The 26675-nt window shown below is 65.8% G+C and carries 26 protein-coding genes and 1 riboswitch; of the genes, 10 read left to right on the top strand and 16 right to left on the bottom strand.

All coding sequences use genetic code 11. The features are described from left to right. The first annotated feature begins 34 nt into the window (after positions 1-34). The 5 genes from FOY51_RS11680 (at position 35) to FOY51_RS11660 (ending at position 6191) form a co-directional block, all read left to right on the top strand. Positions 35-1144 (top strand): polyprenyl synthetase family protein, encoded by a 1110-nt coding sequence (locus FOY51_RS11680; RefSeq protein WP_371830441.1) that lies wholly within the window; start codon positions 35-37, stop codon positions 1142-1144. After that, a complete protein-coding gene (gene crtI, locus FOY51_RS11675; protein WP_149430459.1) occupies positions 1144-2676 on the top strand; it encodes a phytoene desaturase family protein in 1533 nt (510 codons plus the stop codon). The genes FOY51_RS11680 and crtI overlap by 1 nt, the downstream gene beginning before the upstream one ends. A gap of 124 nt (positions 2677-2800) precedes the next feature. Then, positions 2801-4408, top strand: coding sequence for an alpha-(1->6)-mannopyranosyltransferase A (locus tag FOY51_RS11670; RefSeq protein ID WP_149430381.1), 1608 nt, complete (start codon positions 2801-2803; stop codon positions 4406-4408). A gap of 8 nt (positions 4409-4416) precedes the next feature. Further along, complete coding sequence (locus FOY51_RS11665) at positions 4417-5364, top strand: phytoene/squalene synthase family protein (protein ID WP_149430380.1); 948 nt, start codon at positions 4417-4419, stop codon at positions 5362-5364. Further along, positions 5361-6191 (top strand): alpha/beta fold hydrolase, encoded by an 831-nt coding sequence (locus FOY51_RS11660; RefSeq protein WP_214633089.1) that lies wholly within the window; start codon positions 5361-5363, stop codon positions 6189-6191. The genes FOY51_RS11665 and FOY51_RS11660 overlap by 4 nt, the downstream gene beginning before the upstream one ends. Positions 6192-6213: 22 nt before the next feature. Here FOY51_RS11660 and FOY51_RS11655 read toward each other — a convergent pair whose 3' ends face one another. Continuing rightward, positions 6214-6585, bottom strand: a complete 372-nt coding sequence (locus FOY51_RS11655; protein WP_149430379.1) for an Rv2175c family DNA-binding protein — start codon at positions 6583-6585, stop codon at positions 6214-6216. 63 nt (positions 6586-6648) lie between these two features. Between FOY51_RS11655 and pknB the strand changes: the two genes are divergently transcribed. Continuing rightward, positions 6649-8670: a Stk1 family PASTA domain-containing Ser/Thr kinase gene (gene pknB / locus FOY51_RS11650; RefSeq protein ID WP_149430378.1), complete on the top strand. Its 2022-nt coding sequence runs from the start codon at positions 6649-6651 to the stop codon at positions 8668-8670. Between the two features lie 63 nt (positions 8671-8733). Here the strand turns inward: pknB and FOY51_RS11645 are convergent, their stop codons facing one another. Together FOY51_RS11645 and FOY51_RS11640 are read right to left on the bottom strand one after the other, a co-directional pair. Further along, on the bottom strand, positions 8734-10122 hold the full coding sequence (locus FOY51_RS11645; RefSeq protein WP_149430377.1) for a class II 3-deoxy-7-phosphoheptulonate synthase: 1389 nt from the start codon (positions 10120-10122) through the stop codon (positions 8734-8736). 51 nt (positions 10123-10173) lie between these two features. Beyond that, positions 10174-10674, bottom strand: a complete 501-nt coding sequence (locus FOY51_RS11640) for a polyadenylate-specific 3'-exoribonuclease AS (RefSeq protein WP_149430376.1) — start codon at positions 10672-10674, stop codon at positions 10174-10176. A gap of 155 nt (positions 10675-10829) precedes the next feature. On the opposite strand from FOY51_RS11640, the gene FOY51_RS11635 reads away from it, so the two are divergent. After that, on the top strand, positions 10830-12074 hold the full coding sequence (locus FOY51_RS11635; RefSeq protein WP_290367886.1) for a glycosyltransferase 87 family protein: 1245 nt from the start codon (positions 10830-10832) through the stop codon (positions 12072-12074). Here FOY51_RS11635 and FOY51_RS11630 read toward each other — a convergent pair. From FOY51_RS11630 to FOY51_RS11580, 11 genes are all read right to left on the bottom strand, one after another. Continuing rightward, positions 12034-12498: a 6,7-dimethyl-8-ribityllumazine synthase gene (locus FOY51_RS11630; RefSeq protein WP_149430375.1), complete on the bottom strand. Its 465-nt coding sequence runs from the start codon at positions 12496-12498 to the stop codon at positions 12034-12036. The genes FOY51_RS11635 and FOY51_RS11630 overlap by 41 nt on opposite strands. 41 nt (positions 12499-12539) lie before the next feature. Next, complete coding sequence (locus FOY51_RS11625; RefSeq protein WP_149430374.1) at positions 12540-13262, bottom strand: lysophospholipid acyltransferase family protein; 723 nt, start codon at positions 13260-13262, stop codon at positions 12540-12542. A gap of 84 nt (positions 13263-13346) precedes the next feature. After that, positions 13347-14330 (bottom strand): ROK family protein, encoded by a 984-nt coding sequence (locus tag FOY51_RS11620; protein WP_149430373.1) that lies wholly within the window; start codon positions 14328-14330, stop codon positions 13347-13349. 3 nt (positions 14331-14333) lie between these two features. Further along, a complete protein-coding gene (locus FOY51_RS11615; RefSeq protein WP_187776275.1) occupies positions 14334-14759 on the bottom strand; it encodes a hypothetical protein in 426 nt (141 codons plus the stop codon). Then, positions 14756-15976, bottom strand: a complete 1221-nt coding sequence (locus tag FOY51_RS11610; RefSeq protein WP_149430372.1) for an ArsA family ATPase — start codon at positions 15974-15976, stop codon at positions 14756-14758. Before FOY51_RS11610 ends, FOY51_RS11615 begins: the two co-directional genes overlap by 4 nt. 38 nt (positions 15977-16014) lie before the next feature. Beyond that, positions 16015-16452, bottom strand: coding sequence for an SRPBCC family protein (locus tag FOY51_RS11605; RefSeq protein ID WP_149430371.1), 438 nt, complete (start codon positions 16450-16452; stop codon positions 16015-16017). A 122-nt stretch (positions 16453-16574) separates the two neighbouring features. Beyond that, positions 16575-16952, bottom strand: coding sequence for a polyketide cyclase / dehydrase and lipid transport (locus FOY51_RS11600; RefSeq protein WP_149430370.1), 378 nt, complete (start codon positions 16950-16952; stop codon positions 16575-16577). A gap of 17 nt (positions 16953-16969) precedes the next feature. Further along, on the bottom strand, positions 16970-18097 hold the full coding sequence (locus FOY51_RS11595; RefSeq protein ID WP_149430369.1) for a glycosyltransferase family 4 protein: 1128 nt from the start codon (positions 18095-18097) through the stop codon (positions 16970-16972). 20 nt (positions 18098-18117) lie between these two features. After that, complete coding sequence (locus FOY51_RS11590; RefSeq protein ID WP_235916257.1) at positions 18118-19413, bottom strand: hypothetical protein; 1296 nt, start codon at positions 19411-19413, stop codon at positions 18118-18120. 110 nt (positions 19414-19523) lie between these two features. Continuing rightward, a complete protein-coding gene (locus FOY51_RS11585) occupies positions 19524-20579 on the bottom strand; it encodes a C40 family peptidase (RefSeq protein ID WP_149430368.1) in 1056 nt (351 codons plus the stop codon). A gap of 258 nt (positions 20580-20837) precedes the next feature. After that, entirely contained in the window at positions 20838-21413 is a 576-nt protein-coding gene (locus tag FOY51_RS11580) for an NlpC/P60 family protein (protein ID WP_149430367.1), read from the bottom strand. Positions 21414-21426: 13 nt separating this feature from the next. Beyond that, positions 21427-21592, bottom strand: a riboswitch (cyclic di-AMP (ydaO/yuaA leader). A 637-nt stretch (positions 21593-22229) separates the two neighbouring features. Between FOY51_RS11580 and FOY51_RS11570 the strand changes: the two genes are divergently transcribed. After that, entirely contained in the window at positions 22230-23960 is a 1731-nt protein-coding gene (locus FOY51_RS11570; protein ID WP_149430455.1) for a DEDD exonuclease domain-containing protein, read from the top strand. Between the two features lie 59 nt (positions 23961-24019). Continuing rightward, positions 24020-24295: an Lrp/AsnC family transcriptional regulator gene (locus tag FOY51_RS11565; protein WP_149430365.1), complete on the top strand. Its 276-nt coding sequence runs from the start codon at positions 24020-24022 to the stop codon at positions 24293-24295. A gap of 8 nt (positions 24296-24303) precedes the next feature. On the opposite strand, the gene trpD is transcribed toward FOY51_RS11565, so the two are convergent. Both trpD and FOY51_RS11555 read right to left on the bottom strand, forming a co-directional pair. After that, the gene (gene trpD / locus FOY51_RS11560) at positions 24304-25368 is read right to left on the bottom strand and encodes an anthranilate phosphoribosyltransferase (protein WP_149430364.1); all 1065 of its coding nucleotides are present in this window, start codon (positions 25366-25368) and stop codon (positions 24304-24306) included. An 84-nt stretch (positions 25369-25452) separates the two neighbouring features. Further along, positions 25453-25899 carry a hypothetical protein gene (locus tag FOY51_RS11555; protein ID WP_371830435.1) on the bottom strand — a complete coding sequence of 149 codons (447 nt, stop codon included), beginning with the start codon at positions 25897-25899 and terminating at the stop codon, positions 25453-25455. A gap of 126 nt (positions 25900-26025) precedes the next feature. Here FOY51_RS11555 and ctaE point away from each other — a divergent pair, with 126 nt between their 5' ends. Beyond that, positions 26026-26637, top strand: a complete 612-nt coding sequence (gene ctaE, locus FOY51_RS11550) for an aa3-type cytochrome oxidase subunit III (RefSeq protein WP_149430363.1) — start codon at positions 26026-26028, stop codon at positions 26635-26637. Positions 26638-26675: the final 38 nt, after the last annotated feature.

The raw sequence follows: 26675 nt of genomic DNA, 5'->3' as shown, positions 1-26675 counted from the left end.
GATCTCGACCATGCGCGAATACCGAAATTCGATCCTGGAGGCAGAACTGTCAGCCGGAACCGGCCCACTCGTGGGCGACCCATCAGTGGTCGGTGCAGTCGAGGCGGCGTTGCGGGAATTCTTCGAATCTCGCCGGGACATGGTGGCAAGCGTCGGCGGTGGGTACCCGGAGACGGTGACCACCCTCGAGCAGTTCGTATTACGAGGCGGCAAACGCGTTCGACCTGCATTCGCCTGGACCGGATGGCTCGGTGCGGGCGGCGATCCGGCGGCTACCGAAGCCCACGCGGTACTGCGAGCGTGCGCGGCCCTGGAATTGGTGCAGGCCTGCGCGTTGATCCACGACGACATCATCGATTCGTCCAGAACACGTCGCGGCTATCCGACCGTCCACGTCGAGTTCGCCGACCGGCATGGACGAAACGGATGGACGGGCGACGCCGGCCAGTACGGCACCAACGTCGCGATTCTGCTCGGTGACCTCGCCCTGGCCTGGGCCGACGACATGGTTCGCGAGTCCGGTCTCCCCCACGCCGCCGCAACGCGGCTGGCACCCGTGTGGTCGGCGATGCGCACCGAAGTGCTCGGCGGGCAACTACTCGACATCGGTGACGAAGCACGTGGCGCGGAGACCGTCGAATCGGCGATGCGCATCAATCGATACAAAACAGCGGCGTACACCATCGAACGGCCGCTGCACATCGGTGCGGCCCTTGCCGGCGCCGACTCCGAGCTGATCGACGCCTATCGGCGTTTCGGAGCCGATGTCGGTATCGCATTCCAGCTCCGTGACGACCTATTGGGAGTCTTCGGCGATCCCGATGTCACGGGGAAACCCTCCGGCGACGACCTTCGTGAAGGGAAACGCACAGTGCTACTCGCCGTTGCTTTGGAACGAGCGGACGCCGAATCACCCGATGCCGCAGCACTGTTGCGGCGCAGCATCGGAACCCGGCTGACCGAAACCGATGTCGTCACGCTACGCACAGTCATCACCGACCTCGGCGCCGTCGCCGACGTGGAGCGGCGCATCGATGCGCTCACCGCCGACGGACTGGACGCGCTGGACACCAGTTCCGCGACGCCGGCCGCCAAGGCGACGCTGCGCCAGATGGCCGATGCCGCAACACGGAGGACCTCGTGATCGGGCGTCCGTTGCGCACGGTTACCGGGCCGACCGATCACGTGGTGGTCGTCGGCGCCGGGCTCTCCGGGCTTGCCGCGGCGCTCTACCTGCTGGGATCCGGCCGCAGCGTGACCGTGCTGGAACGAGCCGATCACCCCGGTGGACGAGTCGGTGTCTTCCACGGATCCGACTACGACATCGACAACGGCGCAACGGTTCTCACCATGCCCGAGCTCATCGACCAGGCCCTGGCCGCCGTCGGATCCGATGCAGGCAGCGTGAACCCGCCGCTGCGCATCAAGCAGTTGGGGCCGAGCTATCACGCCCGATTCGCCGACGGCTCGGTGATCGACCTGCACGCCGACCCCGACGCCATGGCGGCCGAGGTGACGCGCGCATGTGGCGCCGACGAGGCACAGCGGTACCTGCGGATGCGACGTTGGCTCGCCGATGTTTTCGACGCCGAGTACGACTCGTTCATGGACGCCAACTTCGATTCGCCGCTGGATCTGTTGTCCGGCAACCTGGTTCGGTTGGTACGGCTCGGCGCGTTCGGCCGGCTGGGGCCGCGGATCGGTAAGTTTCTGCACGATTCCCGCCTCGCGCGCCTCTTCACGTTCCAAGCTCTCTACGCCGGGGTGTCGCCCGCAGAGGCCCTCGGCGTCTACGGCGCCATCCCGCACATGGACACGTCGATGGGCGTGTACTTCCCGGAGGGTGGGATGCGCGCGATCGCGCAGGCACTCGCCGATGCGGTGACCACTGCCGGCGGGCGCATCGAGTTCGGCGCGAACGTGACCGGCATCGATGTCGACGGGCGTCGCGCTCGCAGGGTGAACACGGCAGACGGGCGCGGATTCGACTGCGACACCGTGGTTGTCACCGTCGACATCGATTCGGTCCCGAAGCTGTTCGGAACGACGACGAGCCGACGTCGCAGGTTGCGCGCCTCGCCGTCCGCTGTCGTCGTCCATGGAACGATCCCGGTCGCGGTCACCGACGAGTGGGCAGCGCAGGAACACCACACCATCGACTTCGGCGAGGCGTGGGACCGAACGTTCGCGGAGATCACCGCTCGACGCGGGCGCGGTTCGCTGATGTCGGATCCGTCGCTGCTGATCACCCGCCCCGCGCTGACGGACGCGGGCCTCTACATCGACCGCGATGGCGAGCGCTACGAACCGCTCTCTGTCCTTGCACCGTGTCCCAACCTGGACAGCGCACCGCTGCAATGGCCTTCGCTGACGCAGAGCTACGTCCGCGAGCTGCTCGCCGAGCTCGAGAAGCGTGGCTACACGGGCATCGCCGCCGCGTACACCGTCGACTCCGTCGACACCCCGCAGACCTGGTCCGATCAGGGGATGCTGGCCGGTAGCCCGTTTTCCGCCGCTCACGTGTTCCGGCAGACCGGCCCGTTCCGGCCGCGAAATTTCCCTCGCGCCACCGACAACGTGGTGCTCGCGGGCTGCGGCACCACGCCGGGCGTGGGCGTTCCCACCGCTCTGATCTCGGGAAAACTGGCGGCCGAACGGATAATCGGTCGGCATTGACGAGCCGAAAGCAAGAATTGCGCAGCCGAACTACTAAACTCGGCCTGTACGGCGTCCGGTGATATCGACCGAACGCGTTTCGGCCGCTCGGCGGCCCGCTAACTTTCGGGAGGAATCAGCGTCGATGTCCCTCCCCACCCGATCGTCGGCCCGCTCGACCGCCCACACTGTTTCCTTGTTCTTACGTAGCCCCGAGGGTCATGCCGCGCTGCTGGGATTCCTCGGATCGCTCATGATCACGTTCGGCGGTTTCGGCGCGGGCAGTGTGCGCAAGCAGGATCCGTTGCTCGAGTCCGCACACCTGTCCTGGTTGCGATTCGGCCATGGACTCGTCCTGTCGACCGTGGTGGTCTGGATCGGCGTGATCCTGATGATCACTGCGTGGGTTCGGCTGGGCCGCACCACTATTGCGGGAACGGTCAGCCTGAACGAACTCCGCGCGATCGTGCCGATGTGGATCGGGCCGTTGCTGTTCGCTGTGCCGATGTTCAGCCGCGATGCGTACTCCTACCTGGCCCAGGGCGCGTTGCTGCGGGACGGCTTCGATCCCTACAAGGTGGGACCGGTAGCCAATCCCGGCGTGCTGCTCGACAACGTCAGCAACGTGTGGACGACCACCACGGCCCCGTACGGGCCGATCTTCCTGCTGCTCGGACGTGGGATCACCACGCTCACCGGCGACAATGTGGTTGCGGGCACCATGCTCCTGCGTCTGACGATGCTGCCCGGTCTCGCGTTGATGATGTGGGCCGTGCCTCACCTGGCGAGACATCTCGGTGGCAAACCGGCGGTCGCGCTCTGGCTAGCGGTTCTCAATCCACTGGTGCTGATCCATCTGATCGGCGGCGTGCACAACGAGATGCTGATGGTCGGGCTGATGGCCGCGGGCATCGCGCTGGTTCTCGAACACCATCACGTCAGCGGCATCGTCGTTGTCGCGATCGGTGTGGCGATCAAGGCGACCGCGGGCATCGCGCTGCCGTTCATCGTGTGGATTTGGATGGTGCACGAACGAGATCGTCGTGCCGAGAAGGGCGAGGGCCCGCTCCCCCATCCCGCAACACTGTTCCTCAAGACGGCCAGCCTCGGTGTCGCCGCATTCGCGTTCGTCCTGGCCGTCGCATCAGCTCTGGCACACGTCGGTATCGGCTGGCTGACGGCCCTGTCCGGGTCCGCGAAGATCATCAACTGGCTGTCCCTGCCGACGATCATGGCGTACCCCGTCACGCTCTTCGCCTCGTGGTTCACGGACGTCGGCCCCGTACAAACAGGACAATCGATACTCGGGGCGACGCGTATGATCTGCGCTGCCGCACTGGTGATCGTGCTGCTGGCCACCTGGTGGCGCTACCGCAATTCCGAACGCGAAGCGGTGCTGGGCATCATGATCGCGTTCGTGGCGATCGTGATCCTCTCGCCCGCAGCACTGCCCTGGTACTACTCGTGGCCGCTGGCTCTCGGCGCCGGCTTTGCGATGTCGACGCCGACCCTGATGTTCCTCGTCGGCATGTCCACGTGGCTGATGCTGGTGTTCCAACCCGACGGCTCCATCGGGCTGTACACGTTCCCGCACGTCGCTGCTGCCACCTTCGTCGCCGTCGTCGCCGCCCTGTCGCTGCGTCGAGTCGATCCGCTACGACTGCGCGCAACACCCGGCGAGGTGACCGAGAAGTCCATCGTCGACGAGTCGGTGCCCGAAGCGCCTGTGGTGGCGCCGTCGGCGAGCGAGTGACTCGTTCGATGACGATCACGACAGCAGACGACGCGGAATTGCGCGCCGCCTATCAGCTGTGCAGACAGGTCGCGCAACAGCACGGCCGCACGTACTTTCTCGCAACCCGGCTGTTGCCCGCGGAGCGTCGATCGGCGACTCATGCGCTCTACGCTTTCGCACGGACCGTCGACGACATCGTCGATGTCGACGCGACCGCAACCGCCGCTGCCGAACTTGCTGCCATCGAGCATCAGCTACGCGATCTGATCGAGTCCGGCACCGACCCGGTCGGTGTGCACAGGCCGGTCCTGATCGCGGTCGTCGACACCATCGAGCGCTTCGACATTGCGCCGCAATACTTCTGGTCGTTCTTCGAGTCGATGCGCATGGACCTGCCGGGAACCGCTGAATTCCGCTCTCGCTACGCGACCATGGCCGATCTGCGGTTGTACACACACGGATCTGCCGCGGTGATAGGTCTGCAGATGCTCCCCGTTCTCGGCACGGTGGTTCCGATCGAGGAAGCCGTCGTTCCAGCGGCCGCGCTCGGTGAGGCGTTCCAGCTCACCAACTTCATACGCGACGTCGGCGAAGATCTCGACCGCGGCCGCGTCTACCTCCCCGCCGACGAGCTTGCCGCCTTCGATGTCGACGACGCATTGCTGTTGCACTGCAAGAAAACCGGCACCCTCGACCGCCGGGTTCGACGCGCGCTGGCACATTTCGCCGCGGTCAACCGGTCGATCTACCGCGAAGCGCGACCGGGCATCGACATGCTCGATCGTCGGGTACGGCCAGGCATCCGGGCGGCGTTCACCCTGTACGCGGGGATTCTGGAGTCGGTGGAACGCAACGACTTTCACGTACTGGATCGGCGCGCCGTCGTCCCCCGCAGCCGGCGACTCTCCGTCGCATCCCCTGAATTGTTGCGCGCCTTGGCGGCTCGTCGACCGAGCGAACGACACAACCGATGACGACGCGCGAGCAGATCGGGACGATGATCGACGTGGACGGTGGACCCATCCACGTACGTGAAGACGGACCGGCCGACGGCAAACCGATCTTGCTGATCCGCGGATTCGCCAATTCGATGCATGCGTACGCGACGGTGACACCGCTCCTCACCGACACCTACCGGGTGGTCCGCGTCGATCTCCGCGGACACGGCTGCACTGGCGGGCAGCACTACCTCGACCCGCAGTCTCAGGGCAGGGCGTTGTCGGGAGTCCTAGACCACCTCGGAGTCGACAACGTTGCTGCCGTTGGACATTCGTTCGGTGCCGATGCCGCGCTGGCCGTTGCCGCGCTGTCGACGCGGGTCGGCGAGGTTGTCGTGATCAACCAGGCACCGGACTACAGCTATGCAGACTTTCCCCGCGCCAGCGTGCTGTTGACCCTGCCGATTCTCGGCGAAATCCTGCACCGCGCGGCGAGCCCGGCCAGCGTTCGCTTCTTCGGCAGGATCGGCTTTGCGCCCGGGTACCGGCCCGCTACCGGCCTCGATTCGCCGACGCGCGAGTACGACGACTTTCGGGCGATGTCGTCGAAGATGCAGCGGGTCGTGGTGCTGGACCGGCGCAAGGCCCTTGCCGACAATCCCCTCGACCGGCAGATTCGTGATCTCGGCAAGCCTGCGGCTGTGATTCACGGGCGATACGACCTGATGTACGACTGCGACCGCACCGTCGAGCGCTTTCGCACGGTCGGCGCCGCGGTGACGGTCGTCGAGAACGCCGGACACTCCCCCAACATCGAGCAACCCGAGGCGGTTGCCGCGGCCCTGCGAGAGTTTCTCGGCTAGCGACGAGTCAAAAACTGGGCGTTCAAAAACCCAGCGCTTGCGCCCGCCGAATCACTTCGCGAGCGTCGTCACCGCGCAGCGCCTTGACCGGCGAACCCCCACGCAGGGTGTCGTCTTCGGTGTAGAGCCACCGCAGCGTCTCGGCGTCGGAGTACCCGCCGTCGTGCATCACCGACAACACGCCGGGCAGCATGCGAAGAATCTGGTCGTCGGCACCGAAGAAATCCTCCGGAACACCCACGTACCCGTCGCGACGGATTGCGACCAGCTGATGATCGCGCAGCATCTGGTGAACACGGGTGACCACGACATCGAGCAGTTTGGCGACATCAGGAAGCTGGAGCAGCGAAACGGACGCGGGTAGGACGTCGTCGCTGTAGGGAATGGCACTCACATCCACAACGCTATCGGGTTCCACTCTACGATCGAGGGTCGGGACTACTGCAGAGAGGCACGAATGAAGATCGGAGGTCACGAGTTGCTCGGTGCTGTGCTGGAACGCCGCTATCGCATCGACGCTCCGATCGCCCGCGGCGGGATGTCCACTGTGTTCCGAGGCCTCGATACCCGTCTGGACCGGCCGGTCGCCATCAAGGTGATGGACCCGAAGTTCGCTGCCGACCCGTCGTTCCTCGCCCGCTTCGAGTTCGAAGCCCGAGCCGTTGCGCGCCTCAAGCACCCCGGCCTGGTCGCCGTCTACGACCAAGGTCACGACGGTGATCTCGCGTTCCTCGTGATGGAACTGGTGGAAGGTGGCACCCTGCGGGAGCTGCTGCGCGAGCGCGGTCCCATGCCGCCGCATGCCGCGCGTGCGGTGGCCGAGCCGGTACTCGACGCGCTCGGTGTCGCACACGCGGCCGGCCTGGTGCACCGAGACGTCAAGCCGGAAAACGTGCTGATCTCCGATTCCGGTGAAGTGAAGATCGCGGACTTCGGCCTGGTGCGGGCCGTCGCGGCATCCACGACGACGTCCAGCAGCGTCATCCTGGGCACCGCAGCTTATCTGTCGCCGGAGCAGGTGAGCACCGGAACGGCCGACGCGCGCAGCGACGTGTACGCGATGGGCATCCTGGCGTTCGAAATGCTCACGGGCCGAACACCGTTCACCGGCGACACCTCGCTGTCCATCGCCTATCAGCGGATCGACAACGACGTGCCACCGCCCAGTTCCATCATCGCGGGGATACCGCCGGAGCTCGACAACTTCGTCCTTCGCGCTACCGCACGCGATCCCGCGCAGCGTTTTGTCGATGCCGCGGCGATGGCATCGGCGTTGCGGGCGGTGGCGACCGCGTTGCAGTTGCCCGCCTACCGGGTGCCCGCGCCGAAACGATCTGCCGAACACCTGAGCGCGCAGCACCCGCGCCGGGCCACCTCGGCCGCACCGACGACAGTGGAGCCGCCGCGCACGGCGGTCATCGCACAGCAGGCACCGCCCCAGCGTGCCCAGCCGCAATATGCCCAGCCCCACCATGCACCGCTGCAACACACCAAGGTGGTGACCACAGCGACGCCTCGGGAGGAGGAATCTCCCCCGCCGCCGCCCGTCTCGCAGCGAGGCTCGCGCTATCCGTTCCCGAACTCCGTCGAAGATCGGCATCGGTCGCGTCGCAAGATGATCATCTGGCTGGTGGTGGTGCTGTTGCTGGCGCTGGCCGTCGGCGCGGGCGGCTGGTGGATGGGTTCCGGTCGCTACACGGAGGTTCCGACCGTCGAGGGGTTGGACAAGGCAGCCGCGACCGCGGCGATAACCGACGCCGACCTGGTCGCGGGCACCCGTAATCAGCTGTCCGACACGGTGCCGGTCGATGCACTCATCGGCACCGATCCACCGAGCGGCTCTCGGGTGACGCGCAATTCGACCGTCGACCTGCTGATCTCGCTGGGTCAGCCGAAGGTGCCGGCGTTCAATCCGGGCGAGACGCTCGCGGCGGTTCAGCAGCGGTTACGCGATGCGACGCTGCAACCTGTCGACGGTGGCGATGCGTTCAGCGCCAAAGCACCGATCGGATCGGTCGCAGCACTCGATCCGGCACCGGGCAGCGCCGTGACAGTCGGGTCGTCGGTCAAGGTGATCCGTAGCAAAGGAGCGCCACCGGTCCAACTTCCGGATCTGCGTGGGACCAGCGTCGACGATGCGCGAGCGAAGCTCGAAGGCCTCGGCATCTCCGTGAAGAACACGACGACCGCATTCGATTCGGGTGTCGACGGCGGCGACGTGATCGGCACCGACCCCAAGGCGGGAAAGACCGTCGATGCCGGCGGCGACGTCACGTTGCAGGTGTCCAATGCGGTGACGGTGCCGTCGATGCTCGGACAGTCGGTCAGCTCGGCACGCGCGGAACTCGAGAAGCTGGGCCTGAAGGTGCAAGTACGTCAGGTGGCTCAGACCGATCGGTCGTTGGTGATCACACAGCTCCCCGGCGGCGGTACTCGTGTCGAGCCCGGCGACCGCGTCACCCTGATCTCGCTGCCGTAACCGGCAGGTGAGCGGAAAAGTGGTGTGGGGACCAACTAAACGCTCACCTGCGGCGGAGCCGCATCAGTCGCGGAGCATCTCGGCGACCAGGAAGGCCAGTTCGAGGGACTGCTGGGTGTTCAGGCGCGGATCGCACGCCGTCTCGTAGCGACCCGAGAGGTCGAGATCCGAAATGTCCTGAGCCCCGCCGAGGCATTCGGTGACATCCTCACCGGTCAGCTCGATGTGCATGCCGCCCGGATGGGTGCCGAGGCCGTGGTGCACCTCGAAGAAGCCCTGCACCTCGTCGACGATGCGATCGAAGTGCCGTGTCTTGTAACCCGTCGACGCCTCGTGGGTGTTGCCGTGCATCGGATCGCATTGCCAGATCACCTGATGGCCGGTGGCCTGCACCTTTTCGATGATCGGCGGCAGCAGGTCGCGCACCTTGTTGTTGCCCATCCGCGACACCAGCGTCAATCGGCCCGGCTTGTCGGTCGGGTCCAACCGCTCGACGTATTCGACGGCCATCTCCGGCGTGGTGCTCGGCCCGATCTTCAGCCCGATCGGATTCGACACCAGCTCCGCGAATGCGATGTGCGCGCCGTCGAGTTGCCGCGTTCGATCACCGATCCACAGGAAGTGCGCCGACAGGTCGTAGAGCACCGGGTTGCCCGACTCGTCCTCGGACAGTCGCAACATCGCGCGCTCGTAGTCGAGCACCAGAGCCTCGTGGCTCGCGTAGATCTGGGCCTGCTGCAGGTTCGGATCGTTGACGCCGCACGCGTTCATGAAGCGCAGGCCACGATCGATCTCGGCGGCCATCGACTCGTAGCGGGCACCTGCCGGCGACGACGCGACGAACTCACGGTTCCAGTCGTGGACCTTGTGCAGTGCGGCCATGCCGGCACCGGTCAGCGCACGCACCAGGTTCATCGCCGCGCTGGCATTTGCGTAGGCACGGACCAATCGCGACGGATCGTGCTCGCGTACGGCAGCGTCGGCGACCAGCGAGTTGATCATGTCGCCGCGGTAGGACCGTAAACCCAGCGCGTCGATGTCGGCCGAACGCGGCTTGGCGTACTGGCCTGCGATCCGGGCCACTTTCACGACCGGCATGCTGGCGCCGTAGGTGAGCACGACGGCCATCTGCAGCAGCGTGCGGATGTTGCCCTTGATGTGCGGCTCGGTGTTGTCGGCGAACGTCTCCGCGCAGTCACCGCCCTGCAGCAGGAACGCTTCACCACGCGCGACGGCAGCCAGCTTCGACTGCAGATCCGCCACCTCGGACGGCACCGTGATCGGCGGAACGCTCTCGAGGACGGTGCGCATGGCCGCAGCTTGATCGGCAGGCCAGGTCGGCTGCTGCGCAGCGGGCTTCGCGAGAGCCACATCGAGCCTGCGCCGCATCTCCGCGGGCAGTGGCGGCAATTCGGGCAAGCGATCGATGGGTACGTCGACGGTCCAGTTCACAGGTACACAATATTCGCATCCACGCGAACCGAAGGTGTCGGGATATGACACTCAGGAGAGGCGGGCTCGCGCGCGGGCAGCTTCGATGGCCTCGAATTTGGCGAAGTTGTGGCGCGCGTCGGCCAAAGCGTCGTGCGCATCGTCGGGAACCGGCGGAATCGGCGGACTGCCGTGCTCTTCCCAGTGCTGACGCAACTCACGTGTGTACCTGGGCAGCACCCGAGGCAATTCCGTCATCGGGCCCCAGAGCTGACACAGCACCACATGGTCGTATGCGGCGACCCAAGCCCACAATTCGGGCACCACGCCGGGCCTCGGAACAAAGAATTCCAGCAGGTCATCGCGTATTTTGTCGCGCGTGCGCCACAAGGGGGACGCTGGAGGCGGTAGTTTGGGCAATACATTGCGGCGGACCCACCGCCCCGCCCTGTCCGGGTTGAACTCGGACGACACGGCGTAATACTCTCGGCCATCCTCGGCAACGACGCCGATCGAGATCAGTTCGATGGTGTTTCCATCCTCGATGAACTCGCAGTCGTAGAAGTAGCGCACGGGCGACCACAGTATGCCAAAGGAGCGCTTCCGTGCCCGGTGCCCCGCACCAAGCGCGATACCGCTCAGCAGTAAGGATTGACGTGCTCGCTCCGACATTTCGTCGCAGACCCCTGGTTGGCGCACCTGTTGTCGACGACGACGCGCGCACTTCCGTGCTCGGACTCGTCGCCCGTGGCGCGGTGGTGGTCGGCCTACTGGTCGGCATGCTCTACAACCTCGGCGGTCTGCCGCTGCTGCGGCGCGCGTTCGGCGACCCATACCGACTCGATCTCGATGTCTACCGCCTCGGCGGCATCGCGTTTGCCCGCGGCACGGCGCTCTACGGACATCTGCCGCTGACCCAGCTCGGCAAGCCGCTGCCCTTCACCTATCCCCCGCTCGCCGCCATCTCCTTCAGCCCGATGTCGTGGATGTCGCTGTCCATGGCCGGGATCGTGATGACGCTGATCTCCGTGGCGGCGCTGTCGGCGTCGATTCTGCTGACGCTGCATTCACTCGGATACGACGTGGTCATCGCGGCACGGCGCGTTAACCCGACAGTCCTGTGGTCGGCGGGTGCCGTACTGGTGGTCTCGTTCGTCCTCGAACCGATCTTCTCCACCTACGACTACGGCCAGATCAACATGGTGCTGATGGCGCTGGTGATTCTGGACTGCCTGCCGAAGAAGACGCCGTGGCCACGCGGTCTGCTGATCGGCGCGGTGGCCGCGATCAAGCTGACGCCCGCCGTCTTCGTGCTGTACCTGCTGGTCCGCAAGGACTTCCGTGCGTCCGTGGTGGCCGGTCTCAGCTTCGCGGCCTGCACCGCGGTCGGCTTCCTGCTCGCCACCACCGATTCGACGAAGTACTGGACCGAGGTGCTGGTCGACTCCAATCGCATCGGCAAGCCCGCCTATCCCGGCGACCAGTCGCTGACCGGCGTGCTGGCGCGACTGGGCATGGACAGCCTGCGGATGCCTGTGTGGGTGTTGCTGAGCGCCGCCGTTCTCGCCGTCGCAGCTGTGGGCATGCACCGCGCCCTGCGCGCCGATCAGCCTGCCCTCGCGCTGTGCGTCAACGCGATGGCCGGGCTGTTGGTCTCACCGATCTCGTGGTCGCACCACTGGGTCTGGATTGTGCCCATGCTGCTGGTTCTCGGCGTGCTGGCTTACCGCAGGCGCAGCGTCGGCCTGGCGACCTGGGTGTCGGTGGGCGTGGTGCTGTTCCACTTCGCGCCGCACTGGCGTCTCGCTCACGGTCGATACAGCGGGCTGGGGTGGCCGCTGTGGGATCAGTTCGTCGTCTCGTCATACGTGTGGTGGGGCCTCGCGACGATCGTCATCGTCGCCACGCTCACCTGGTCGGATCGATCCAGCGTCAGCGATCGGCGCCGATCGCGCGCAGCGACGTCGTCGTAGTCGCCAATGCGCGCGCGACTTCGGCGCCCTTGGTGACGAAATGCTCCGTGAAGTAGCCGACGTGCTCGGCGTGCTCGTGGAAGTGATGCGGGGTCAGGACCACCGAGAACACCGGAACATCCGACTCCAGCTGAACCTTCATCAAGCCGTCGATGACGGCGGACGCGACGAACTCGTGACGGTAGATGCCACCGTCGACGACCAGCGCGGCAGCGACGACGGCCGCATACTTACCGGTCCGCACCAAACGCTGTGCGTGTAGCGGAATCTCGAACGCGCCCGGCACCTCGAAGATGTCGACCGAGTCTGCGTCGTACCCCAACGAGGTGAATTCAGCGATGAAGCCTTCACGCGCGCGGTCGACGATGGAGCGATGCCACGTGGCTTGGATGAACGCTACGGACCCGTCGAGTGTGTTACCCATGCCGCGAATATTACCGGCGAGTCAGCACGCGAGGAACCCTGCTAACCCGCGCGGGTGTCCGGAACGCGATCGGCGGTCGGCTGGGCCGTTGCGGGCTTCTTCTTCAGCGAGGCCGCGTAGATGTCGACGTATTCCTGACCGGACAACTGCATCAGCTCGTACATAACTTCGTCCGTAACAGCACGTTCGACGAAACGGTTGCCGCCCATACCCTCGAAACGGCTGAAGTCGATGGGCTTGCCGATCTTGATGGTGACCCGACCCCGATGCCACGAAAAGGGCCCGGGCGGGCAGACTTTGTCGGTTCCGATCACGGCGATCGGAATCACCGGTACCCCGGTGTCCAACGCGATTCGCGCCATCCCGGTCTTGCCTTTGTACAGGCGGCCGTCGGGCGAGCGCGTGCCTTCGGGGTACAGACCGAGCAGCTTGCCTTGATCGAGCAAACGACGGCCGGTTCGCAACGCATTCTCGGCGGCATCGGCACCGCTGCGATCGAGCGGAACCTGGCCTGCGCCGGTGTAGAACCACCGCGTCAGCATGCCCTTGAACCCGGGTGTCGTGAAGTATTCGCTCTTCGCGAGATAGGTGACACGACGCGGCAACTTCAGTGGCCCGAACAGCCAGTCGGCGATCGAGAGATGATTGCCTGCCATGATCGCGGGACCCTCGGCAGGGATGTTCTCGAGGCCTTCGACGCGAGGTCGGTTGTACAGCGTGATCCAGGGACCCACCAAGACATACTTGAGCAGCCAGTAGAACATGGCATCCTTCCCCGAACGGGCCCGATCGCGCGTAACGCTCGCTGTGACTCTACCGAGCTTCGAGCACCTGAGCCAACGTGCGGCCTAACCCGGCGACAGCAGGGAACGCGCCAGCTCTGCCGCGCCGATCATCGCGGCGGCCTCGCCGAGTTGCGTTGTCCGAATACGAGCGAGGGGCCGATGACCTGCGCCGGTGATCAACGCCGCGTAGTGCTCGCGGGCCTCGTCGAGAAAGAGTGGCGCAGAAGAACTTACGCCGCCCGCGATCACGATCAGGTCGGGGTCGTACACATCGCTCACGAACGAAAAGCCGATGCCGAGCCAGCGGGCGAACTCGGCCATCGCCCGCAAGGCGACCCGGTCACCGTCCTGGGCAGCACCGGCGACGCGACGCCCGGTCAACGAACCCGGGTCGCGGGCCACTTCGCGGGCGAGAATCGTCGACTTCGCGGGGTTCGCGGCGAGCAGCTCGATGGCGGTGTCGGCGATGGCGGTCCCGCTGCAGTAGCGCTCCCAACACCCGCGCTTCCCGCAGGCGCAGGCGCGCCCATCCGGGACGACCTGCACATGCCCCAACTCCGGTGCCACCCCGTGCGTCCCGCGATAGAGCTTGCCGTCGATCAGTAGCGCGGCCCCGATACCCGTCCCGATGGCGACCATCACCACGTTGCGACCACCCGCGGCCGAGCCGAACTTGTGCTCCGCCCACACCGCCGAGTTGGCATCGTGTTCGAGGATGACGGGCAGGCCGAGGCGATCACTGAGTTCCCTGCCGACCGGTGCGTCCACCCAGGGCAGGTGTGGGGCGAAGCGAACTGTGGACCGATCGGAGGTGATGAACCCAGCGACCGCCAACCCGACGGCGCTGATTCGGTGCCGACCGGCCAGCTCACGCACCGCCCTGTCGAGTCCGTCTTCGAGTGCTTGCGCCGACTGCGGCGTCGGGGCCTGCGTGGTGTCGAGCACCTGCCCGTCGGCGTCGACGACGGAAGCGCGAATGCTGGTGCCGCCCACGTCGATTCCCACCGTCAGCGAGGTGGAATCGCGCTTCTTGCCCTTGGTCGCCACGTGTCAGGACCGGATCGTCACCGGGATGTTCACGAACCGAACCGCATCGGCCACATCGGGAACCTCGGCGGGCGCAGGCTTCGGTTCGGTCCGCGCGGGCGCAGCCGTTTCGTCAGCGGCAGCATGGTCGACAGCGGTGTCATCGACCGGAAGCCGGGGCTCCACAGGAGTTCCGGCGAGCGCCTCGCGCAGGATGACGACCATCGCCGTGCCGTGATCCGCCAACGCGGACAACACTTGGTGGTGGTCGCCTCGCAGCAATGCCGCGGCGGCGCAGATGGGGCACCAGCTGCATCCCGCCATCGCAGCTCGATCTGCTCCGGCGGTGCGACGCAGCGAGGGTTCGACGCGCTCGAGCAGCTGCTCCGCCAACAGGCGCAGCTCTTCACCGAAGCCACCGTGATCGGCAGCGGTGTGTTCTTCGCTCATCGGGGCCACACACTCGCATCCGGCTGGAACCGAACGACCAGTCGATCACCCTCGAGCTCCGCGCCCGCGACCGTGCAGCGTCGAAGCACCGATGCCAGACGTACTCGTCTGCGGATACCGTCCGCTCCCACTATCAAGTCGTCCTCCACTCGCCCCAGACGCAGGCTCGACGGTTGCGCCACGGGCAGATACATCCGCATGGCGTACACCGACTCCAGTCCGGTTCCCGACTCCAGCTCCACTGCCACCGTCGTCGGATCTTCGTCTCGACTCGCACTTCCCGGATCGACAGAAACCGAGTAAGCGAGCGCACCCAAGGCCGCCAACCCTACCGGTTCGGGGCCGGTGTGCTGTGCCGTCACGATGGGCACGTCGCCCATCGCGCGCTCCAGATCCGCGATCACCTCGAGCTGTTCCCGACGCCTGCTGCGGTACCAACGGATGGCCGGGTGACCGTCGTCGGTCTGCGGAACGCCCGGCGGGTCCAGTGGTGGGAGCACCTTGTTCACGACGACGGCGTCGAGTCGCAGGCCCAACAGGGCCGATGCCGACCGGATCCGGGCGGTTTCCGCCAACGTGACCCGTTCCGGAACCGTCACCAGGCGAGCGCCGGTCCGCGTCCGATCCACCAGCAGGTCGCGGACCACCGCAACCGATTTGGCGATTCGCTCGGTCGCCGCGACCACCACGGCCATCTGCAGATCGGTCCCGATAGCTGCAGTGACCCGCTTGTGCTGGGGCCAGATCCGCTCGAGGTAGCCGAGCAACGACTCCGGCGACGCCAACGTACTAAGTGTCTCCGCCGTCGCGGCGCAGTCGACGATCACGATGTCCCAGGCGTCGTCGTCGGCCAGTTCGACGATCTCGGACAGACCCAACAGCTGTTGCGCTCCGGGTAAACCGGTCAATTCGGCGGGGTCGAGCGTGCCGAATTCGGCACCGTGGTTGTGGCCCTCCCCCATGCTCAGCATGGTCGAGATGCCGCGAAACCGGTCTTCGAGCAGGGCGAGGGTATCGATTTCTATGATGTCGAGGCCGTCGGACAGCGTGCGAACGCCCGCGGTCGTTCCGGGTTCATGCGGAATGTTCACATCGAGCGCATCACCGAGCGAATGCGCTTGGTCGATCGATGCCAGCAGGACTCGCTCGCCGGCCCGTGCGCGCGAAATGGCGGTAGCGCAGGCCAGCGTCGTTTTGCCCGTGCCGCCTTTGCCGATGAAAAGCTCGACGCGGGCACGTTGTGCGGTGCGCCTGCTCAGCCTTCCACTCTCTTCTTCAGTTCCTTCAGGGCCGTGTCGGTGATGACTTTCTCGGCCTTGCGCTTGAACATGCCGATCATCGGGATGTTCAGGTCGACGGTCAGCTCGTAGGTGACCACGGTGGCGCCGTCGGGACCGCTTTCCAGCTCGTAGCTGCCGTGCTGGGACTTCTGCAGGTCACCGCGCACCAAATCCCAGCTCACCGACTTGCCGTCTGCGGCCCAGTCGTAGGCGAGGTCGTAGGTGTCCTTGACCATCCCGGCGTCCAACACGAAGCGCACGGTCTCCGCGCGGCCGCTCGACCCGACGGTGATCGGGGTGACGGACTTCGCAGCGGCCACCCAGGTCGGATATGCCTCGAAGTCGGCGATCACAGCCATGATCCGATCCGCAGGAGCATCGATCGTGATCGACCTCTTGGTCTTGTCCGTCATGCCGCTGACGATTCCTTTCGAAAGAACTGTCGACGATCGGGCGCGCTGTCACGCACGAGCGCCTTGACTATCACACACGATCGGAGCCACGGGTGCACATTCGCCGAGGCGGTCGCGCCCGATTATCGGGGTGGTTCGCCCGCTGCACGACCGGCTTCCAGCGTCGCCTTCACGTCGAACGACATGCGCTTGCCTGCGACTCTGCGAACCCTGTTCAGCTCGGCGTAGTCGGGCGAGGTGCGATCGCCACCTGTCGGCTCCGCGTGCATGAAGTAATGGATGATGACGCCGTCGAGGGCCGGTTCCAGCCAGACCTCCATGGTGCCGTCGACGGGACCGCTCACGGTCCACCGAATTCCCTTGTCGCCCCGGTTCTCTCCGACTCGCAGCGACAGATCCGGCCACCAGGTGCGCCATTTTGCCGGGGTGCCGATCAGGTCGGCGACGCGAGCGGGCTGTGCCGCGACGAAGGTCTGGTCCGCGACCTGGATGCTGCTCACCGGACGAGCCTATCGACTCAGTTCAGCAGGTACTGCAGCCGGGCAGCAAGCACGTCCCAGCGCCACTGCTGCGCCACCCATGCGCGCCCGGCAGCACCCATCGCCGCGGCCTTCGCTGGGTCGGCGAGGACACTCACGATGGCATCGGTGACCTCGGTGATCGAGCGGCCGTCCACCACATGTCCCGTTTCGCCTTCGACGACCGTTTCCGGCGCGCCGCCCGACCGGCCCGCGATCACCGGCACCCCGGTCGCCGATGCTTCGAGAAACACGATCCCCAGTCCCTCGACATCCAAACCCGCCCCCCTGGTGCGGCACGGCATGGCGAACACGTCGGCGATCGTGTGGTGCGCCGCCAACTCCGCGGCCGGGACACCGCCGGTGAACACGACGTGGTCGGCCACGCCACACTCGGCGGCCAGCTTGTGCAGGGTGTCCCCGTAGGGCCCGCCGCCCACGATCACCAGCACGGCACCGTCGATTCGCTCCCTGATGCCGGCGAGCGATCGGATCAAGATGTCCTGCCCTTTACGCGGCACCAGCCGCGACAGGCACAGAATCGTCGGCCGGTCGCCCAGCTTGTAGCGCGCCCGAAGTTCTTCTCGCGCAGCGGGATCGGGCTTGAACACCGAGCTGTCGACACCCGGTGGCACATGCTCGAGCGACGCGTCCGCGCCGAAGGCAGACGCGAACCGGCCGCGCGTGTACTTGCTGACGTAGGTGACCACATCGGTGTTGTCGCCGATGATCCGCAGCGCCTGCCGCGCGGCTGGCAGCATCGACCAGCCGACCTCGTGACCATGGGTACTGGCCAGCACGCGCTCCGCTCCGGCCCGACGCAAGCTCGGCGCGAGCAGTGCCAGCGGCGCAGCAGCACCGAACCACGCGCTCTCACACCCGTGCGAACGAATCAGTCCCGCGGCGCGTCGAGCGACCATCGGCGCCGGCAACATCAGCGTCGTGGGGTGGCGAACTACCTCGAACGGCTGCTCGGCATCGAAGCGCTTGTGGCTGTCGCCGCGCCAGCGGGGTGCGTAGACGACCAGGTCGTCGGCGGGCATCTTCGTCGCGAGGGTGTGCAGATACGACTGGATACCGCCCGGTCGCGGGGGAAAATCGTTGGTCACCAGCAGTGTCCGCGGCATCCCGACACCGTACCCAGCGCTCACCGCACCTGAGTGGCCACCCAGCCGCCCCAGCGGGCGACGAAGTCGGTTTTGCCGAGTTGAATCACGTCACGCATCGCGGCATCGACACCGGCGTCGTCGACGGGACCCTTCGCCAGCCGTTTGTAGAGTTCGACCAGCTTGGGCTCGCCGAAGGTCGCGGCAATGTACGCGCAGGCCGACCAGCCGAGCTCGTAGGCGATCTTGGCGCGGTCGTCGTCGGCGCCGAAGGCACTGTCGGCGGGCAACGAGTTCGGCGGGCCGTTCGCGCGCGCGAACTGAGTGACCTCCGGCGCGATCTGTTGAAACGGTATTCCCGAGTTGCGGTAGCCGGAGTAGTCGGCGAAGCCCTCGAGCATCCACATCGGCGATCCGTCGACCGTGCTCGCGCGGGTCGCGACATGCGTCATCTCGTGGCGCAGGACCGAGCGTCGCGTTGCATCGGTCAATCGCTCCGCAGCATCCGGGCTGAACACGACCCGTTGCCCGGTCGCCGTCGTCGCACCGGGTGCCACCGCATCCGACACCGCCACCGCTGCCACCTCGGAGCCGCTGTGATCGCTGCCTGCGAGATCGACGAACTCGTCGTGACTCGACGTGGCTATCACCAACACCGATTGCGCCCAGTTCGGTCCCCACAACGAGGTCACGGCGGGGACGGCGTCGCGAACCTCGGCGGCCAACTTGTCCACTTGCGCACGCTGCTCGGGATGACCGAGCACCACCGACGACTTGCCGTTGCCTGTCGGCACCGTCACCGCGATCATCGGCGCGAAATCCCACGGGCCGCGCCAGGTGGGGCGCGTCGGCTCATCCGTATCCGATACCAGCTTCCAGTCGTCGCCGTGCCGTGCGACGGTCAGCCCGACCGGTTTGCGGGTCGGTGCCGCGTCCGGACCTGCAATCGCATAGCGCAGATATACGGGCGGTGCCCACACATCGGATGCGCCCAGTCGATCCGCGACATCCGGAGCGATGGTGACGTCCGGCTCATCGCCTATCTCGAATCCCCAATCCGAGATAGGCACCCCCGACAGGTTCTGAGCCCGACGCACCTCCGCTTCGAGAAATTCCGGTGCCGCCCGGGGATCGACCAGTTGGGTGAGAGCGGCAGTGTTTCCGGAACGAATTGCAGCTGCCCACCGGTCGAGCAGCCGTTGTACTCCTGCGCGACGCTGATCCTCGTAGACGTTGCCGACCGGCGCGGCGCTGCTCGACGGTGCCGCACCGGCGTCGTCCGATTCCTGCGGACGCACCAGATAGACGCCGAGGGCAATGGCAACCGCAAGGATCAACCCGACGATCGCCGCGGCTTCCCAGCCTTTGATCGGACGCCGCGTGATCGGACGCCGTTTCGGATCCGACGGCGCAGGCTCCTGCGAGGAAATTCCTCCCTACCCGATGCTCAGTATCGGCGTGCGCCGTAGAAGGGCATGTCACCCATCGGCGCAACCTTGACCGGGACACCGAACGTCGAGGCGTGCAACACGTTTCCGTTGCCTGCGTAGATGCCGACATGCGAAGCGTCGGGGTAGAAGAGCACGACGTCGCCCGGCTCCAGCTGATCTCGCGACACCGGAATTCCGCCCGCCGCTTGCGCCTCGCTCGTGCGCGGGAGATTCTTGCCGATCTGCTTGTATGCCCACTGCACCAACCCGGAGCAGTCGAACTGGTTGGGACCGGTCGCACCCCAAACGTACGGGTCGCCGATCCTGGTCAACCCGGCCTGGAGCGCGCCCGCACCGCTGCCCGACAGACCCTTGAGCAGAATGCTCGGATCGAATCCGGGAGGGAACGGAGTGCCCGCGAGCATCGACTGCTCGCTGCCGGACAATTTGGCCCACGCCTGCGTGACCTCGGCGATCTGCGCCTGCAGGTCGCCCTGCTTCTTCTGCAGATCCGCGTTGACCGCATTGGCCTGATCGGCGATGCTGCGGGCCGCGTCGGCCGATTTGCGTGACGCGTCTTCAGCCGCGGATGCGGCAGCTGTCGCCTGCTTGTACTGGTCGACCTTCGCCGCGGTCTCGGACGAGATCACGTCCAGCGCGGACATCTGGTCGAGCAGCTGCTGCGGCGAGTCGCTGAGGAGCACGGAGAACAGCCGGTTGGGTCGAGCCCCCTGATAGGTCGCCACCGCAATACGGTCGACAGCAGGTTGGAACTGCGCGACCTTGGCTTTGGCGGCGTCGACGGCAGCCTGATCGGCGGCCTGCTTGCCCTCGGCGTCGCGCTCTTGCGCGGCCTTCTGGTCTGCGTCGACCTTGGCCTTGTTCAACGCCTCGTTGGTCTGCTCGGACTGGCGCGAAAGGTCGGTGAGCCGCTGCATCGCTTCGGTAGCGTTACTCGGCAGCGCGACGGGGTCGGCGGCGGCAGGACTTGCCGGTGTCGCGGCAAGTGCGATCGACAACACGGCGACAGCACACACCCCGCCGACGGAACGTTTCGATCGTAGTGACGCCACGGACAGTCGTCTCCGTTTCCTCCGCTGGAAGATTGGGGCCCTGCGGACTGGTCGTCAGCTGTGTATCTCGACGCCGACAACCTGCAAGGTCTCGGTCAGGTTACGGAATGGCATACGTTCATGTCCAGCCGAGCCACGATTCGGTCTCTTTGCCCGGTTTCGAGCCGGAGACGTCGCGGAAACGGGGACAAAGTACAGAAAAAAGGGGCGATTCGAGTAAATCGACCCGCCCCTTTTTCCTACCCATCTGGGCGAAAACTAGATGCGACGTGCACCGTTGTACGGCATGGACGCCATCGACGCGATCTGCACCGGGGTGCCCTCGGTCGCAGCGTGGACGACATTGCCGTTGCCGACGTAGATGCCGGAGTGGCCGCCACCGTAGAAGGAGATGATGTCGCCGACCTGCAGGTCAGCCTGCGAGACGGGGATACCGGCGGACGCCTGGGCCTCGCTGGTACGCGGCACGCTCAGGCCGGCCTGCTTGAAGGCCCACTGGACCAGTCCGGAGCAGTCGAACGCATTCGGGCCGGCGGCGCCGTAGACGTACGGCGAGCCGATCTTGCTCTCTGCGGCGGCAGCAGCCTGCTGCGCAGCACTCGAAGTCGGAGCAGCGAACGGCGTCGGAGCAGCGAACGGCGTCGGCGGAGCCGGAACGGGGAAGTTGGAGATCGAGGGGATGCCAGGCGCATCCGGAACGTCGAAGGTGCCGACGCCGGGAATGCTGACGGGTTGTGCGAAAGCCGGTGCCGCCGGGATGACGAGGGCGCCGAGCGCGACAGCGCCGGCGATGGCCGCACGACGGACGGGACGATGAGAGATGAGGGACGCCACGAGACTGGTACTCCATTCTTCCGATCATCCGCATGCCGAGTTAGCTGATGGGTTCGGGCTGGGAAGATCAGCCCTACCCATCGGTTTCGCTAGTGCGATCCGTTGGGATTCACCCCAGATGTACTTGGGTTCCCGGCTCGGTTGCCCTTGCGAGCAATCCGATTAAGCGGTGACACGCGATGCCGCACCGGGTGGTGCAGCAGACTCCGCAATGTCTCGAAAAGGTTACGAAGCGGTCTCAGCTTGTGTCTATCGACTGAAGCCCAGGTGAACCCACCTGGCGATTTGCCGTTTCAACTGATGCGACGGGGCTCACAGGAATCGGTGGCGGCCGTTATCTGGTCGGCGACCTGGGGAACGCGTGTGCGTACCAGCCGCAGCCGAGGCACCAAACCGATGTCTGCGAGTGCATCGATAGCGTCTTGTTCTTCCTGGTCAATACGGGTGACGCGCCGTCGTGGGTCGGGGCGGACCTCGGTCCGCTCCCGCATCGTCGGTTCACCGAGCAAAACCGTCACTACGCAATCCCGGCATGCGATGTCCCTGACGGCGCATTCATTGCAGTCGACAATCACTGTGATCCCCATCTCCGGTGGTCGTTTTCAGGCGATTCGGTACGCCTGTGACCGCGAAAGTAGCGATGGGGTACGACAAAGTTGCCGTTCGCGCACCCCTGTTCGCTGCCGTCATGCGGCACGTCGGTGTGCCTGAATCACCTTGTCGGTGGGCCGTCCTAGCCTGACTTTCGTGACCTTGCCGATTCCGTGGGACATTCGCCCCACCAGCGTCGTTCGGCGCACTCGTAGGGTCGACTCGATTCGGACCGACGCGGGCTCTCGCGGTATTCAGCTGGCGTTCGACGAACTGGACACCCCACTGCGGGATACCACCTTCGTCGTGGTCGACCTGGAAACCACGGGTGGGAGTTCCTATGCGGATGCGATCACCGAGATAGGCGCGGTCAAGATTCGCGGTGGTGAGGTGATCGGCGAGCTGGCGACCCTGGTCGATCCAGGTCGCAGCATTCCGCCGCACATCGTGCAGATCACCGGGATCACCAGCGCGATGGTCTACGACGCCCCGCGCATAGAGAAGGTGTTGCCCGCTTTTCTCGAGTTCGCGTCGGGTTCGGTTCTCGTCGCCCACAACGCCGGGTTCGATATCGGCTTTCTCCGGGCAGCCGCGTCGCGCTGCGACACCGCATGGCCGTCGTTTCGGGTGTTGTGCACGGTGAAGCTGGCGCGGCGCGTGCTCACTCGGGACGAGGCACCGTCGGTCAAGTTGTCCGCGCTGGCACAGCTGTTCCAGGCCTCCACGCAACCGACCCACCGTGCACTCGACGACGCTCGCGCGACCGTCGACGTGCTGCACGCATTGTTCGCCCGAGTCGGCAATCAGGGCGTGCACAGTTATACGGAGCTGGTCGACTATCTGCCGAACGTGTCGGCGGGCCAGCGAGCCAAACGATCGTTGGCCTCCGGCCTCCCCCGCACACCCGGCGTCTATCTGTTCCGCGGACCGTCCAACGAAGTCCTCTATATAGGAACCGCCGTCAACCTGCAGCGCCGCGTGCGCAACTACTTCACCGGTTCGGAAAGCCGCGGCCGGATGAAGGAAATGGTCTCGCTCGCCGAACGCGTCGATCACGTCGAATGCGCACACGCGCTGGAGGCGGGCGTTCGCGAGCTTCGACTTCTGCTCGCCCACGCTCCCCCGTACAACCGCAGGTCGAAGTTTCCGAAACGCGCGTGGTGGGTAACGTTGACCGACGAACCGTTCGGACGGCTCTCCATCGGTCGAACCGCCGGCGCCGTTGCGCTGGGGCCGTTCGGCTCGCGCGGTGACGCCGCCGACGTCGCGTCGACGATCGCCGAGTACTGCGGCCTCCGCACCTGCACCACCAAGATTGCAGCTAGCAAGATGCACACCTGTCTCCCCGTCGCCGTCGGCGGCTGCCCGGCAGCGGCCTCGGATCCGCAGACCGCCGACCGCTACCGACCTGCTGCCGGGTTGACCGAAGCCCTGATCACCGGTGCCGACGACGAGCCACTGCACCGAATGCGTCGTCGTATCGACGAGCTCGCGGCGGGCGAATTTTTCGAAAGCGCTGCGCGCCAGCGGGATCGGTCGTCGAACGTCGTGCGAATTCTGCGCCGGAGCCAGAGGCTGGCAGCCGTCGCACGCATCGAGGAACTGGTCGCCGCCCGACCGGCCTTCGGCGGGGGCTGGGAATTCGCGGTCGTTCGCTACGGCAGGCTCGCGTCGGCGGCGGTGGCTCCACGAGGCGTCGCACCTATGCCGGTGGTGGAAGCCATCACTGCGGCAGCGGAGACCGTGGTGCCAGATGCGTCGCCACTGCGTGGCGCACTCGCCGAAGAGGTCGGCTTGATCGCACGCTGGCTGGAGCAACCCGGAACCCGCATCGTCCGCACCACCGACAACTACGCCGAGCCCGCACACGGAGCAGGTCGTTGGCTCGATTGGGTCGAACTGGCCCGCGACGCCGTCCGCGCCGAATCCGCTGCCCCGGACTATCTCCGCCACTGACCCGCCCAGCCCGCGCCTGCATCTAGACTGAGCCGAGACCCACACGCGAAGGAGCTTCCATGATCACGGCCATCGTCATGATCCACGCCGAGGCGAACAAGATTCCGGAGACGGCACAAGCGGTGGCGAACACGACCGGGGTTGCCGAAGTCTATTCCTGCGCAGGCGATGTCGACCTGGTCGCGATCGTCCGGGTGCGCGACCATGAGCAGATCGCCGAAGTTGTCACCGGCGGGATCAACAAGGTGGCGGGCGTGGTCGAGACGACGACGCATATCGCGTTCAAGTCGTATTCGAATGCCGACGTCGAAGCAGGTTTCTCACTCGGCGAGTAGTGCAGCGCTCAGTCGGTACCGAGCGTGTTCGTCAGGGCAGCCCACTTGTCCAACAGTGCTGCCGCAGCGCCACTGTCGACCGCTGCCGCAGCCCGTTCGATCCCCGCGGCGAGCGCACCGACCAGATCGTCACCGACGCCCTGATGCGCCGCGATCGCTCCAGCCGCGTTGAGTAGCACCGCATCTCGAACCGGACCCGACTCGCCCGCGAACAGATCGCGCGCGACCTGAGCATTGACGTCGGCGTCGCCGCCACGCAAAGCATCGAGGGGCACACGTGCGATCCCCAGTTCGGTCGGATCCAGCTGCACCTGCCGAACCGTGCCGTTCTGGACCACGTACACCTGGCTGGTGGTCGACGTCGTTATTTCGTCGAGCCCGTCGTCACCGCGCACGACCAACGAACTGTTGCCACGCTGTGCCAACACACCTGCGATCACCGGTACCAGATCCGCGAACGCGCACCCGATCAGCCCTGCACGCGGCTTCGCAGGATTTGTCAGCGGACCGAGCACGTTGAAGACGGTCGGGATACCGATCTCTTTGCGCGGCACCCCGGCGAACCGCAAAGCCGGGTGAAACAGCGGCGCGAAACAGAACGCAATCCCGACCTCGTCGACGCAGCGGACGACACCCGCCGGTCCGATGCCGATCCGCACACCGAGCGCCTCGAGCACATCTGCGCCACCGCTTTTCGACGATGCCGCCCGATTGCCGTGCTTCACGACCGGAATGCCCGCGGCCGCAACGACGATCGCCGCCATGGTCGAAATGTTGACGGTGCCCGATCTATCGCCGCCCGTGCCGACCACGTCCACCACGTCGGCGTCGAGCACGACCTGTCGCGAATGCCCGAGCATCGACGTGGCGAGACCGGTCAGTTCCGCAGGCGTCGGACCTTTCATCTTCAGGGCAACGCCGAACGCAGCGATCTGCGCCGACGAGGCGTTGTCCGACATGATCTCGTCCATCGCCCACACGGCATCCGACGTGTCGAGGTCGCGACCGTCGGTCAGCGCGCCGAGGATCATCGGCCAGGTTCGAACAGACCCGCGCTCTGGTGCAGCACTCATCGTGAAAGCGGGCCCTTCCGGTGGGTCGACGTGATGTGCATGAGCTTAAGTCAGCGTGTCCGATTGTTCGAAGCCGTATTCGGCCTACTCGGTCGCCGCCGCCGGCTGCAACGCATCCCAGCCGAGCACCGTTCCGTCGTGGCGCTGCGCGAGACCTGCCATCCGCGACCGCTCCTGCGAGCAGTGCAACGCGTCGAGCACCTGAACTCGCTGCAGCACAAGGGAGACCGTGCCGTCGGTCGGCTCTCCCACATCGGCAAGTGCGTAGTGATCCTGGGCGGCGATCGATACGGCCGTCGCCACCGAGTCGACGGGGAGCACCAAGTGATGCCGGAGCACGACCTGCTCGTCGACGGCCAGCGCAGGCTCGCTCGCCACACCGCGCTCCAACGCGGCCGAGCACGCTTCGGCATCGTCGAAACAAGAGACGACCACGACGAGGTCGGAGCGGGTCGGATCGAGCTCGGAATGGCCTTTCCGACCGCCGAAAAGGCGTCGAATCAACCCTGGGCGTCGTGCTGCTTCGGACACCGTCCCACCCTCGCATAGCTCGCGACCTGGGCAATCGCCGGGCCGACCCGAAGCGGTGCGCGACACGTTCGGACAAGTTTCGAACCCGGCTATGTCTTCTTTACTACGACGGGTCATACTTCTCTGGTGACGACCGCAGTGGGCACTCAAGGATCTGCAATCACCCAGCGCGTGCACTCGCTGAACCGACCCAACATGGTCAGCGTTGGCACCATTGTCTGGCTGGCCAGCGAGCTGATGTTCTTCGCCGGCTTGTTCTCCATGTACTTTGTCGCGCGCGCGCAAGCGCACGGCAACTGGCCGCCGGAGCCGACCCACCTGAACATGAAGCTCGCGATCCCGGTGACCACCGTCCTGATCGCGTCGTCGTTCACGTGCCAGATGGGTGTGTTCGCGGCCGAGAAGGGCGACGTGTTCGGCCTGCGCCGCTGGTACCTGGTCACGTTGATCATGGGCGCGATGTTCGTCATCGGTCAGGGCACCGAGTACCACGCCCTGTACCAGGAGGGCACCACCATCTCGTCGAGCATCTACGGCTCGGTCTTCTTCATCACCACCGGTTTTCACGGCCTGCACGTGATCGGCGGTTTGATCGCTTTCGTTTTCCTCATTGCTCGAACCAAGGTCAGTAAGTTCACACCTGCGCAGGCCACTGCAGCCATCGTCGTGTCGTACTACTGGCACTTCGTCGACATCGTCTGGATCGGCCTGTTCGCGACGATCTACTTCGTCCGCTGACAGCTCCAGACACAGACAGTCCCAAGTCGCCAGTCGGT

It is taken from the genome of Antrihabitans cavernicola (genome assembly GCF_008297975.1).
Taxonomy (GTDB): Bacteria; Actinomycetota; Actinomycetes; order Mycobacteriales; family Mycobacteriaceae; genus Antrihabitans; species Antrihabitans cavernicola.
Note: the sequence above shows the minus strand (reverse complement) of the source record. Positions and strands in the feature narration are given on the sequence as shown.

Coding starts and splice junctions, on each gene's coding strand:
- pknB (WP_149430378.1), top strand. CDS start 6,649: ATGAAGATCGGAGGTCACGAGTTGCTCGGTGCTGTGCTGGAACGCCGC.
- FOY51_RS11615 (WP_187776275.1), bottom strand. CDS start 14,759: ATGAGCGAAGAACACACCGCTGCCGATCACGGTGGCTTCGGTGAAGAG.
- FOY51_RS11565 (WP_149430365.1), top strand. CDS start 24,020: ATGATCACGGCCATCGTCATGATCCACGCCGAGGCGAACAAGATTCCG.
- FOY51_RS11630 (WP_149430375.1), bottom strand. CDS start 12,498: ATGGGTAACACACTCGACGGGTCCGTAGCGTTCATCCAAGCCACGTGG.
- FOY51_RS11665 (WP_149430380.1), top strand. CDS start 4,417: ATGACGATCACGACAGCAGACGACGCGGAATTGCGCGCCGCCTATCAG.
- FOY51_RS11605 (WP_149430371.1), bottom strand. CDS start 16,452: ATGACGGACAAGACCAAGAGGTCGATCACGATCGATGCTCCTGCGGAT.
- FOY51_RS11660 (WP_214633089.1), top strand. CDS start 5,361: ATGACGACGCGCGAGCAGATCGGGACGATGATCGACGTGGACGGTGGA.
- trpD (WP_149430364.1), bottom strand. CDS start 25,368: ATGAGTGCTGCACCAGAGCGCGGGTCTGTTCGAACCTGGCCGATGATC.
- FOY51_RS11670 (WP_149430381.1), top strand. CDS start 2,801: ATGTCCCTCCCCACCCGATCGTCGGCCCGCTCGACCGCCCACACTGTT.
- FOY51_RS11625 (WP_149430374.1), bottom strand. CDS start 13,262: ATGTTCTACTGGCTGCTCAAGTATGTCTTGGTGGGTCCCTGGATCACG.
- FOY51_RS11595 (WP_149430369.1), bottom strand. CDS start 18,097: ATGCCGCGGACACTGCTGGTGACCAACGATTTTCCCCCGCGACCGGGC.